Genomic DNA, 11855 nt, shown 5'->3' on the forward strand with positions numbered 1-11855 from the left:
TAAGAAATAAATGTTAAAAAATAAGAATATACGAAAAAACAACGATGCCAGTTTTTAAACTGGTATCGTTGTTTAACTTTTAGGACCTTTTTTTACAGCCCCATCTTTTTTATAATAAGTTATAACTTTTTGCAATGTTCTTATAGAAATCTATATTGTTTTCTTTGTCTGAAAAACAAGGAAAGGTCATATTATAATTTCCCCAAATAGTTAGAGGAATCTTTGTGAAGTAAAATGTAACAAAAAATACTTCTCGTGTATTAAGTCTTGCTAGAAATGGAATAAGAGATTTATCTTTAACTTTATAATAAGGTTCATTATGGTTTAAGTTAATATGTTTAATAATCATGTCTTTATCATCAGGGCAGCACATATTTAAAAGATTATTTTTTCCAGGACCATCTAAATTATTTAAATATAAATCTATAAAACATTCATTATCATTAAGTTCAAATATTTCTGTTAGAAAATCTATAATAGTGTTTTCACCACCATTAAGCTCAGTACCTTTTATTTCAAAGTTATTAAAATTATCAAGGCCCTCTAATATATTATTAAATTTAATTGATACATTTTCGTTAAATATTAAGTGGCTAATAGGTATTAAATTATTCATCTTTACCTCCAAAAATAATTTATTTTTATCAATCATTCTTAGGGAGATTATAACATGAAGAGTGTTTATCGTATGTAAAAATATTATTTAAAAAGTTAAAATTTATATAAATACTTATTATCATTAATTCATGGTATAATTAATAGTAATTGTTAAATAATATATAATATAAAAAAGAACGTAAAGAAAAAAGGTGATTGAATGGATTATAATAATGTACATTTTGAAGATGATAAAGTAATTTTAGAAGGAGTAAAAAACTTTAATATAAAACAAATTGTAGAGTGTGGTCAGTGCTTTAGATGGGAAAAGGCTGCTGAGCTAGATTATATAGGAGTAGCTTATGGAAAAGTTATAGAAGTAGTTCAAGAAGGGGATAAAGTTACAATATATAATACAAATGAAGATGATTTTAATGATATATGGTTTGATTATTTTGATTTAGATAGAGACTATAGTCAGGTTAAAGAGGAGCTTGCTAGTGATGAAATTTTAAGCAAAAGTGTAGAGTTTGGATATGGTATTAGAATTTTAAATCAAGATTACTTTGAAATTTTAATAAGTTTTATTGTTTCAGCAAGAAATAGTATTCCTTCAATAATGAAAACAATAAAGAAAATATCAGAGAAGTGGGGAAATTCTATAGAGTATAAAGGAAAAACGTATTATACTTTCCCAAATGCAGAGATGTTAAAAGATGCAACTTTAGAAGAAATTCAAGAAACAGGAGCATCTTTTAGAAGTAAGTACATATTAGATACAATAGATAACGTAAATAATAGTAAAGAAAATAAAGAGTATGATTTAGATTATATTGCTTCCCTTGATGCTGATGAATGTCATAAGGCTCTGCAAGCATTTAAGGGAGTAGGGGCTAAGGTGGCTGATTGTATAATGCTATTTTCAATGGGAAAGTACTCTGCATTCCCAGTAGATGTATGGGTAAAGAGAGCTATGATGTATTTTTATAATGCAGAAGAAGGATCATTAAATAAGATAAGAATATTTGCAAGAAATAAGTTTGGAAATGTAGCTGGATTTGCACAGCAGTATTTATTCTATTACGCAAGAGAGAATAAAATAAGAATTGATTAAAAATGAAAGAGTTATGTCTAATGAAAATTTAATCGTTAGATATAACTCTGTTTTATGTATATTATTATAGTCATAATTTTTTCTATCTTTTTCGTCTAGCTGATTTTGATTTTTTAATAGGTATGTAAGCATCACCAGGATGATTTACAATAAACTTTAAGTAACGCTGAACTTTCTCATCTTTTTTTAATCTTTCTATTGTATATAGTCTTGATGACAATTCAATATTAGTAAAAAGGGCATGAATTTGAGCATGGCATGTCCTACACAAGTCAGCTGTAGTATAATTTTTTCCGCCTTTTTCTTTTGGAACTAAGTGATGTTTAGTTATTTCTGTAGTTTCTCTTCCACAAAGCTGGCATTTATATTTTTTTATCATAAAATAATCACCTTGTTTAATAGAATAATAATTGGAGAGATTATAACATTTTTTATTTAAAAAATCAAAGAGGGGGAAGACCTAAGGGGAAAATATAAATCACTAGTATAATTAATGCTAGAAATGTTAATGATAAAAAAGACAAGTAATACTTTAGAATAAGTTTTGATGAGAAATATATGCAAAATAAGAGTAAATGAAAGAAAAAACATTGAATACTTGGTATAAATTAAGTTAATATAGAAATATATGAATATTTAAAAAAATAATATTTATTTATATATTTGAATATTATGGTTATTGGATATATTATAATTGTATCAGCACTCGATATGAGTGAGTGCTAATACGAGGATTAATAAATAAACTTAATTAAAGATATTAATAAAAAATATATATATTTGAATGAGGAGGCTTTATTATGAATATTAAACCACTTGGAGAAAGAGTTGTTATAAAAAAACTTGAAGCAGAAGAAACTACTAAAAGCGGAATAGTATTAACAGGAAGTGCAAAGGAAAGACCTCAAGAAGCAGAAGTAGTAGCTGTAGGACCTGGAGCTTTAGTAGATGGAAAAAGAGTAGAAATGGAAGTTAAGGTTGGAGATAAAGTTCTATATTCTAAATATGCAGGAACAGATGTAAAAGTCTCAGGTGAAGAATATACTATTTTAAAACAAGAAGATATTTTAGCTATAGTTGAATAGTATTTTAGGAGGGATTTAAAAATGGCAAAGACATTAAAATTTGGTGAAGACGCAAGAAGATCTATGCAAGTAGGTGTAGATAAGTTAGCTGATACTGTAAAGGTTACTTTAGGACCAAAAGGAAGAAACGTAGTTTTAGATAAAAAGTTTGGTGCACCACTAATAACAAATGATGGTGTTTCAATTGCAAGAGAAATAGAATTAGAAGATCCATATGAAAATATGGGAGCTCAATTAGTTAAAGAAGTTGCAACAAAGACTAACGATGTAGCTGGAGACGGAACAACAACTGCAACACTTTTAGCACAAGCTATAATAAGAGAAGGTTTAAAGAACGTAACTGCAGGTGCTAACCCAATGTTACTTAGAAATGGTGTTAGAAAGGCTGTTGAAAAAGCGGTTAAAGAAATTCAAAACATATCTAAGCCAGTAAACGGTAAAGAAGATATAGCAAGAGTTGCTGCAATATCTGCTGCAGATGATGAAATAGGAAACCTTATTGCTGATGCTATGGAAAAGGTAGGTAATGAAGGAGTTATTACTATTGAAGAATCTAAGTCAATGGGTACTGAACTTGATGTAGTTGAAGGTATGCAATTTGATAGAGGATATGTATCTCCTTATATGTCAACAGATAATGAAAAGATGGAAGCTGCTTTAGACAATCCATTTATATTAATTACAGATAAGAAGATTACAAATATCCAAGAAATACTTCCTGTATTAGAGGAAATAGTTAAGACAGGTAAACAATTATTAATTATTGCTGAAGATATAGAAGGAGAAGCAATGGCTACATTAGTAGTTAATAAATTAAGAGGAACATTTACATGTGTTGCTGTTAAGGCTCCTGGATTTGGTGATAGAAGAAAAGAAATGTTACAAGACATAGCTATTCTTACTGGAGGACAAGTAATTTCTGAAGAATTAGGAAGAGACCTTAAAGAAACAACTTTAGACATGTTAGGTCAAGCTGATAGCGTAAAAGTTACTAAAGAAACTACAACTATTGTAAACGGAAAAGGTAACTCAGAAGATATCAAAGATAGAATAGAATTAATTAAAACTCAAATAGAAGATAGTACTTCAGAATTTGATAAAGAAAAACTTCAAGAAAGATTAGCAAAACTTGCAGGTGGAGTTGCTGTTATTAAAGTTGGTGCAGCTACTGAAACTGAACTTAAGGAAAGAAAATTAAGAATAGAAGATGCTCTAAATGCAACTAAGGCAGCTGTACAAGAAGGTATAGTACCAGGAGGCGGAACTGCTTATGTTAATGTAATTAATGAAGTAGCTAAATTAACTTCTGATGTTCAAGATGAACAAGTTGGTATTAATATAATTGTTAGAGCTCTTGAAGAACCAATGAGACAAATTGCTTCTAATGCAGGGGTAGAAGGTTCTGTAATAATTGAAAAAATTAAGAACAGTGAAACTGGAACTGGATACGATGCATTAAGAGATGAATATAAGAATATGATTAAAGCTGGAATAGTAGATCCAACAAAGGTTACAAGATCTGCACTTCAAAATGCAGCATCAGTAGCTTCAACATTCTTAACTACAGAAGCAGCAGTAGCTGATATTCCTGTAAAGGAACCTGCAATGCCAGGTGCGCCAGGAATGGACGGAATGTACTAAAATAAATTAGATAAATTATTTGAAGATGCCTAAAATTTTTAGGCATCTTTTTTTGTTTAAAAATCTATAATAAGGAAATAATCATAATAAAGTCATTAAGAAATTTAAGGAGGATAAGGATGAAATTTAAAACAAATACATATAATGATAAGAAAGATGGGTTCTCATTAATTGAGTTATTAGCTGTACTTGGAATAACATTAATTTTATTTACTATGATATTACCTAAGGTATCTAATTCAGTGGAGACTGCTAAAGAAGTAAAAGCGTTAGATGATGTAAGACAAGTGGTTTTAGCTATTGAAGATTATAATATATTAGCAAGTAGTGTTATTAATGATGAAGCAAAATATAGTTCTATATGCTCCAAGATAGATGGCAAAATGATTGATGTTTCTTGTATAAAAACTATAGAAAGCAATATGACATATAAAGATATGAAGGAAGTATTAAATGGAAAGAAAACTTTCAAAATGAAAGATGGAAAAATACATATTACATAATCTGCTATAAAAATGCAATTTTACTTTCAATTCTATTGACTTTGGAAGTTCTATACATTATAATAAATTTAATCTAAAAACAACATACATATGAGAACTCGTATATACCCTGAATAAGGCAGGGAGTATCTACCAGAAGCCGTAAATTTCTGACTATGAGTGAATTAATATATCTGATTATAATTAGCATATTGCAGCATATTAACTTCACTTAGAAAGTTAATATGCTTTTTTTATACTCAAAAATAAATTAAAAAATGAAGGAAAAAATTCATTTTTAAGTGAAGATGAATTGTTTTATTTAAAATAAGGGAGGATGTAAACATGGCAAGAATAATTAAACAAGCTTACACATTTGATGATGTACTTTTAGTACCAAATAAATCTGAGGTATTACCAAGAGAGGTATCTTTAAAAACTAAGCTAACTAAGAAAATTGCATTAAACATTCCAATGCTTAGTGCAGGAATGGATACTGTTACAGAATCTACAATGGCAATAGCAATAGCTAGAGAAGGCGGAATTGGAATTATACATAAAAATATGTCTATAGAAGCTCAAGCAAGAGAAGTTGATAAGGTTAAAAGACAAGAAAATGGAGTAATAACAGATCCAATATTTTTAACTCCAGAACATACATTACAAGATGCAGAAAACTTAATGTCTCAATATAGAATTTCAGGTGTACCTATAACAGTTAACGGAAAACTTGTTGGTATATTAACAAATAGAGACACAACATTTGAAACTGATTATACTAAAAAAATTGGAGATGTAATGACTAAGGAAAACTTAGTAACTGCACCAGAAAATACTTCATTAGATGAAGCAAAAGAATTATTAAGAAAACACAAAATTGAAAAGTTACCTTTAGTAGATAAAGATGGAATGTTAAAAGGATTAATAACTATAAAAGATATAGAAAAAACAAAAGCTTATCCAAATGCTGCTAAAGATGAAAAAGGAAGATTACTTTGTGGAGCAGCTGTTGGTGTAACTAAAGATATGATGGAAAGAGTTGAAGCTTTAGTTAAGGCAAAGGTTGACGTTATAACATTAGATACAGCACATGGTCATTCAAAAGGAGTTTTAGATGCAGTATCAGCAATAAAGAAAGTATATCCAGAACTTCAAATTATAGCTGGTAATGTTGCAACAGCAGAAGCTACTGAAGATTTAATAAAAGCAGGTGCTGACTGTGTTAAGGTTGGTATAGGACCTGGATCTATATGTACAACAAGAGTTGTTGCAGGTGTTGGTGTACCTCAATTAACAGCAGTTATGGATTGTGTTGAAGCAGGTAGAAAATATGGAGTGCCAGTAATAGCTGATGGTGGTATTAAATATTCAGGAGATATAGTTAAGGCAATGGCAGCTGGAGCTTGTGCAGTTATGATGGGTTCATTACTTGCAGGATGTGAAGAAGCACCAGGTGAAACTGAAATATATCAAGGAAGAAGTTACAAAGTATATAGAGGAATGGGATCATTAGCAGCAATGGCTTGTGGATCTAAAGATAGATACTTCCAAGAAGGAAATAAAAAGCTAGTTCCAGAAGGTGTTGAAGGAAGAGTTGCTTATAAAGGTTTAGTTTCTGATACAATATACCAATTACTTGGAGGAATTAGATCAGGTATGGGTTACTTAGGATCAAAAGATTTTGAAACATTATATCAAACAGCTACATTTGTGACTCAAACAGCTAATGGATTAAGAGAAAGTCATCCACATGATATAAGCATAACTAAAGAAGCACCAAACTATAGTGTTAGACAATAGTATAGAAAAAGTTGTAAAATGTAATTATATGTATTAAAAAATATAATTATTGGAGGATAGCATGGATAAAGAAAAAGTTCTAGTTATTGACTTTGGTGGTCAATACAATCAGTTAATTGCAAGAAGAGTAAGAGAATGTGGTGTTTACTGTGAAATTCATCCACATACATTAAGTATTGATAAAATAAAGGAAATGAATCCAAAGGGAATTATCTTTACAGGTGGTCCTAACAGCGTATATGCTCCAGATTCTCCTTTATGTGATAAAGAAATGTTTGAATTAGGAGTACCTATACTTGGAATCTGCTACGGTTCTCAACTTATGGCACATGTTCTTGGAGGTAAAGTAGCTACTGCTCCAGTTAGTGAATATGGTAAAACAGAAGTAGATGTTGATGTTAATTCAAAATTATTTGAAGGTGTATCAGAAAAAACTATCTGTTGGATGAGTCATACAGATTACATAGAAAAAGCACCTGAAAACTTTAAAGTTATTGCACATACACCAGTATGTCCAGTAGCTGCTATGGAAAATGTAGAAAAGAATTTATATGCTGTTCAATTCCATCCAGAAGTTATGCATACAGAACAAGGTAAAGAAATGATTTCAAACTTTGTATTTAATGTATGTAAATGCGCTGGTGACTGGAGGATGGATTCTTTTGTTAAAACAACTATTGAAGAATTACGTAAAAAGATAGGAAACGGTAAAGTATTATGTGCTTTATCAGGTGGAGTAGATTCTTCAGTAGCAGCAGTATTACTTTCAAAGGCAGTAGGTAAGCAATTAACATGTGTATTTGTTGACCATGGTTTACTTCGTAAAGATGAAGGTGATGAAGTAGAAGCTGTATTCGGACCAAATGGACAATACGACTTAAACTTTATTCGTGTAAATGCACAAGATAGATTCTATGCTAAATTAAAAGGTGTAGAAGATCCAGAAACTAAGAGAAAAATCATTGGTGAAGAATTCATCAGAGTATTTGAAGAAGAAGCTAAGAAGATAGGTGCTGTAGATTACCTTGGTCAAGGTACTATCTATCCAGACGTAATTGAAAGTGGACTTGGAAAATCAGCTGTTATAAAATCACATCACAATGTAGGAGGACTTCCTGACCATGTTGATTTTAAAGAAATAGTTGAACCTCTTAGATTATTATTTAAAGATGAAGTAAGAAAAGCAGGATTAGAACTTGGAATTCCTGAATACTTAGTATTCAGACAACCATTCCCAGGACCAGGTCTTGGAATAAGAATTATTGGTGAAGTAACTGCAGAAAAAGTTAAAATAGTTCAAGAAGCAGATGCAATTTACAGAGAAGAAATTGCAAAGGCAGGAGTAGATAAGAACTTAGGTCAATACTTTGCAGCTTTAACTAATATGAGATCTGTTGGAGTTATGGGAGATGAAAGAACTTATGATTATGCTGTAGCTTTAAGAGCAGTACTTACAAGTGATTTCATGACAGCAGAATCAGCTGACCTTCCATGGGAAGTACTTGGAAAGGTAACAACTAGAATAGTAAATGAAGTTAAAGGTGTTAATAGAGTACTTTATGATTGTACTGGTAAACCACCTGCTACTATTGAGTTCGAATAATAAAGAAATGACGGAAAGCCTTGAAAATAGAGGCTTCCCGTTTTTGGTGTTGAGAAATTTTTTCTATAAATAATAATTTATTAGATATTTCAATAGACGAGATTGGATGAACTTTCCAAGCTAGTTTTGAATATACAAGAATACGATATCTTTTTCGAATGAAGCCGTATTATGGTATACTGAAATGGATATAATAGGGAAATATTAGTTAGAAAAGATTTTGATTCTATGAATAATTGGAGGAAAAGATTATATGAATACATTAGATGAATTGGAAAAATATTTGGAACAAGAATGTTACTCATTTAATGAATTATCAATTGGAAAGCATAGGGCTTGTGAAGGAACTGTAATACAACAAAGAGGATTCTAATATATATTTGGATATTCCGAAATGGGGAATTTGAATGTGCTTAAAAGTTTTGATAATGAGAAAGAACTTGTTGACTATGCGTTAAGTTCATTAGAAAAAAATAAATGGAACAAGTCACATTTAGTAGCGTGGTCATGGTCTATTGAAAATATTACTCGAGCAGAAACTGAGTTAAGTAAGATGGGAATTTATTATGAAAGAAATGATATTCCGAATTATAGTTTAAAACATAGAAATGTATACAGAATATTTGTATTTGGAAAAGATATTTTACGACTTTCTGAATTTATGAAAGAATTTATGGTGGGTTAACTTGAAATTTAGCCTTTGGTTTGTTTGAGTAAAAAATAAGTTAAATTATGTTTGTACTACTGAACTAAAGTTGCAAAATCGTTGCGTTTTCCTTTTTAAGTTAAAGAAATGTATGAAATACATAAAATGCAAACACAATATATAGAATTGAAGTTTTTGAAATACACAGTATATAGTTGTTGATATTGAGTTCGAATAATGGAAAAACTATGGGAACCCTTAATATTTAGAGGGTTCTCATTTTTTATACTAACAAAATGTCAATATGAGAATAGATAAACATCAAAAAGATTATTCCTTAACAACACATATAGGAGGATAATTTGCAAAAAATGCTATAATAGAAAAAGATATGGTATAATATTTAAATATAACCAAGGAAAATCTTGAACAAGAGCATATTTGTTGTACTCTTTCTAATAATAAAGATATTCAAGTATCATCCAAGAAAGCATGGCTTTTAGAAAGACTTGATGAAGGACTTGTTTTCTTAAAAAGTACAGAGCGTGGAAAATGTTTTATTGAATATTTGCCTGCAGAGAATGCCTGGGTTCCGATTAATGCTAAATATTATATGTATATTGATTGCTTGTGGGTATCTGGTTCATTAAAGGGGCATGGTTATTCAACTGATTTACTTGAGGCTTGTATTTCTGATTGCAAGAAAAAAGGAAAAAAAGGAATATGTATTTTATCTTCAGCCAAGAAACGCCCATTTTTAGCAGATCCTAAATTCCTTAAATATAAAGGCTTTTCAGTATGTGATGAATTAGAAAATGGGATAGAGCTATGGGATTTACCCTTTGATAAAAAAGAAGATATTCCATGTTTTAAAGATAATGCAAAGAAAGCCCATATAGATGAGGAAGGATATGTCTTATACTATACAAATCAATGTCCATTTACAGCAAAGTATGTTCCTAGCATAAAAAAATAGCGGAAGAGAATAATATTAAGTTCCATTCTATTCATATCCAAACCAAAGAAGAAGCACAAAATGCACCAACTCCAGTTACCACATATGCTTTATTTTACAATGGCGAATATCTTACCAATGAAATATTATCTGAAAAGAAATTCTTAAAAATGATAAATAGTTAGTTCAAAAATAGGATATAAAAAATGAAATATCAAGTAATTGCAAAGGTGTATTTGACCATTTTACAAAGGATTGAAAATGCTCTACATCAATAACACATAGAATAGATGTTACAAAATTAAGAGAGTTTTCAAAAAGTACAGATTCTAAGTTTTATATAAATTTCTTATATGTACTCTGCAAGGTTCTTAATTCAAGAGATGATTATAAAATGGCATGGATATATCAGATAAATGAATTGATTTGCTATGATAAGATTAATCCTACACAGTATATTTTCATGAGGATACAGAGAATTTTACCTTGGCATACACTGAATATGATGAGGATTATAAAGTTTTTTATAATAATACGTTAAAAGATATTGAAGAAGCAAAAATGACAAGGGAATATAGGCTTGATATGGAGAATCATCCAAACTGGTTTGATACATCCTTTATTCCTTGGATATCTTATGATTCTTTAAATATTGAACTGCCAGATGGACATCTATTTTTTAATCCAATTATTAATTGGGGAAAGTATGAAAATGGTATATGGAAAATGCCTGTTAGTGTACGTTTAAAGCATGCTATTGCTGATGGATACGCAGTTGCAAGAGTATTTATATTACTTGAAGAAGAAATTAATAAGTTGGTTAATTAAAGTTTATGGGAGTAAAACTATGGAAAAACAATTATCTGAAATGACATTAGAAGAATTGTGGGAGCTATTTCCTATATTTCTTACTGAACACAAAGAGGAATGGGCAGAACAATATGAAACTGCTGCTACAAAATTGAAAGAAATTTTATCACCTTATAGGATTGTGAGAATAAGCCATATTGGAAGTACTTCAATAAAAAATATATGGGCTAAACCTATTGTGGATATTCTTGTGGAAATTGCATCTGATGAAGATATGGATGCTGTTGCAAATGTGATTGCAAACAATGGTTATACTAAAATGTGGGAGTCTGAAAAACAAATATCCTTTAATGCAGGATATACCAATAAAGGTTTTGCTGATGAAGTGTTCCATTTACATTTACGATTTCAGGGAGATAATAATGAACTGTATTTTAGAGATTATCTTAATGAACATAGTGATGTAGCAAAAGATTATGAAAATATGAAGCTTAAGTTGTGGCATCAGTATGAGTATGATAGAGATGGTTATACTAATGCAAAAAGTGACTTCATTATAAAGTACACGATGAAGGCTAAGGAAGTTTATAAAAATAAATATGGAGAAATTAAGTTTTAGATATATGCAAATATAGTTTGTATCTAAATAAATACTAAATAGGATGGTGAGTAATTTATGGATGAATATTCAAGAATTATTATTGAGAAATACTGTATGAGTCATAAAAAAACAAAAAAGAGCATGTTATTAAGGAACTTGTTGGAACTTTCATATACTATGGAATGTGAGCCTGAAGAGGAAGAAATGATGCAATTATCTAATTTTATTGCTCGAGAGAAGGATCCTGAATTAAAAGGAGCATTAGAAGATTTAGACGAATTTTTTTGCTGGTAAAATATTATTTAAGAATTCTTATTTATTTAAATGATACATTAGTACAAATAAGATTGAGGATTTACAAGATTTATATGAATAGCTTTCTGATGAGGAAGTTGTTAAGTATGAAGCATATAAGGCAATGACTTTAGAAGAAGTAAAAGAGCAAAGAGTTACATTTATTGTAAATTATTAATTATAAACTATGATAGTGCATTTTTGCTTGAAAAATTTTACAGTCAAGT

General features: G+C 29.7%; 11 protein-coding genes, 2 pseudogenes and 1 riboswitch. Of the genes and pseudogenes, 11 read left to right on the forward strand and 2 right to left on the reverse strand.

Annotation, left to right across the window (positions count from 1 at the left end; translation table 11 throughout):
• Nucleotides 1–109 precede the first annotated feature (109 nt).
• Nucleotides 110–616, reverse strand: coding sequence for a hypothetical protein (locus BM384_RS11325; RefSeq protein ID WP_090013705.1), 507 nt, complete (start codon nt 614–616; stop codon nt 110–112).
• Between the two features lie 201 nt (nt 617–817).
• Here BM384_RS11325 and BM384_RS11330 point away from each other — a divergent pair, with 201 nt between their 5' ends.
• A complete protein-coding gene (locus BM384_RS11330) occupies nt 818–1711 on the forward strand; it encodes a DNA-3-methyladenine glycosylase family protein (protein ID WP_090013707.1) in 894 nt (297 codons plus the stop codon).
• Nucleotides 1712–1793: 82 nt separating this feature from the next.
• Here BM384_RS11330 and BM384_RS11335 read toward each other — a convergent pair whose 3' ends face one another.
• Nucleotides 1794–2090, reverse strand: coding sequence for an HNH endonuclease (locus BM384_RS11335; protein WP_090013708.1), 297 nt, complete (start codon nt 2088–2090; stop codon nt 1794–1796).
• 421 nt (nt 2091–2511) lie between these two features.
• Between BM384_RS11335 and groES the strand changes: the two genes are divergently transcribed.
• From groES to BM384_RS11385, 10 genes and pseudogenes are all read left to right on the forward strand, one after another.
• Nucleotides 2512–2796 carry a co-chaperone GroES gene (gene groES, locus BM384_RS11340; RefSeq protein WP_090013710.1) on the forward strand — a complete coding sequence of 95 codons (285 nt, stop codon included), beginning with the start codon at nt 2512–2514 and terminating at the stop codon, nt 2794–2796.
• Nucleotides 2797–2817: 21 nt separating this feature from the next.
• Nucleotides 2818–4437, forward strand: coding sequence for a chaperonin GroEL (gene groL / locus BM384_RS11345; RefSeq protein ID WP_090013712.1), 1620 nt, complete (start codon nt 2818–2820; stop codon nt 4435–4437).
• 119 nt (nt 4438–4556) lie between these two features.
• Nucleotides 4557–4940 carry a type II secretion system protein gene (locus tag BM384_RS11350; protein ID WP_090013714.1) on the forward strand — a complete coding sequence of 128 codons (384 nt, stop codon included), beginning with the start codon at nt 4557–4559 and terminating at the stop codon, nt 4938–4940.
• Between the two features lie 78 nt (nt 4941–5018).
• Nucleotides 5019–5116: riboswitch (purine riboswitch) on the forward strand.
• A 148-nt stretch (nt 5117–5264) separates the two neighbouring features.
• Complete coding sequence (gene guaB / locus BM384_RS11355; RefSeq protein WP_090013715.1) at nt 5265–6719, forward strand: IMP dehydrogenase; 1455 nt, start codon at nt 5265–5267, stop codon at nt 6717–6719.
• A 61-nt stretch (nt 6720–6780) separates the two neighbouring features.
• Complete coding sequence (gene guaA / locus BM384_RS11360; protein WP_090013717.1) at nt 6781–8322, forward strand: glutamine-hydrolyzing GMP synthase; 1542 nt, start codon at nt 6781–6783, stop codon at nt 8320–8322.
• A gap of 409 nt (nt 8323–8731) precedes the next feature.
• The gene (locus BM384_RS11365; protein ID WP_139232099.1) at nt 8732–9007 is read left to right on the forward strand and encodes a hypothetical protein; all 276 of its coding nucleotides are present in this window, start codon (nt 8732–8734) and stop codon (nt 9005–9007) included.
• Nucleotides 9008–9377: 370 nt separating this feature from the next.
• Nucleotides 9378–10108 (forward strand): annotated as a pseudogene (locus BM384_RS11370) (GNAT family N-acetyltransferase).
• 101 nt (nt 10109–10209) lie between these two features.
• Nucleotides 10210–10751 (forward strand): annotated as a pseudogene (locus tag BM384_RS11375) (CatA-like O-acetyltransferase, family 3).
• 19 nt (nt 10752–10770) lie between these two features.
• A complete protein-coding gene (locus BM384_RS11380) occupies nt 10771–11352 on the forward strand; it encodes a GrpB family protein (RefSeq protein ID WP_090013721.1) in 582 nt (193 codons plus the stop codon).
• 57 nt (nt 11353–11409) lie between these two features.
• The gene (locus BM384_RS11385) at nt 11410–11628 is read left to right on the forward strand and encodes a hypothetical protein (protein WP_090013720.1); all 219 of its coding nucleotides are present in this window, start codon (nt 11410–11412) and stop codon (nt 11626–11628) included.
• Nucleotides 11629–11855: the final 227 nt, after the last annotated feature.

The organism is Clostridium sp. DSM 8431 (assembly GCF_900116755.1).
In the GTDB taxonomy this organism is placed as follows: domain Bacteria; phylum Bacillota; class Clostridia; order Clostridiales; family Clostridiaceae; genus Clostridium.

Coding starts and splice junctions, on each gene's coding strand:
- BM384_RS11325 (WP_090013705.1), bottom strand. CDS start 616: ATGAATAATTTAATACCTATTAGCCACTTAATATTTAACGAAAATGTA.
- BM384_RS11330 (WP_090013707.1), top strand. CDS start 818: ATGGATTATAATAATGTACATTTTGAAGATGATAAAGTAATTTTAGAA.
- BM384_RS11335 (WP_090013708.1), bottom strand. CDS start 2,090: ATGATAAAAAAATATAAATGCCAGCTTTGTGGAAGAGAAACTACAGAA.
- groES (WP_090013710.1), top strand. CDS start 2,512: ATGAATATTAAACCACTTGGAGAAAGAGTTGTTATAAAAAAACTTGAA.
- groL (WP_090013712.1), top strand. CDS start 2,818: ATGGCAAAGACATTAAAATTTGGTGAAGACGCAAGAAGATCTATGCAA.
- BM384_RS11350 (WP_090013714.1), top strand. CDS start 4,557: ATGAAATTTAAAACAAATACATATAATGATAAGAAAGATGGGTTCTCA.
- guaB (WP_090013715.1), top strand. CDS start 5,265: ATGGCAAGAATAATTAAACAAGCTTACACATTTGATGATGTACTTTTA.
- guaA (WP_090013717.1), top strand. CDS start 6,781: ATGGATAAAGAAAAAGTTCTAGTTATTGACTTTGGTGGTCAATACAAT.
- BM384_RS11380 (WP_090013721.1), top strand. CDS start 10,771: ATGGAAAAACAATTATCTGAAATGACATTAGAAGAATTGTGGGAGCTA.
- BM384_RS11385 (WP_090013720.1), top strand. CDS start 11,410: ATGGATGAATATTCAAGAATTATTATTGAGAAATACTGTATGAGTCAT.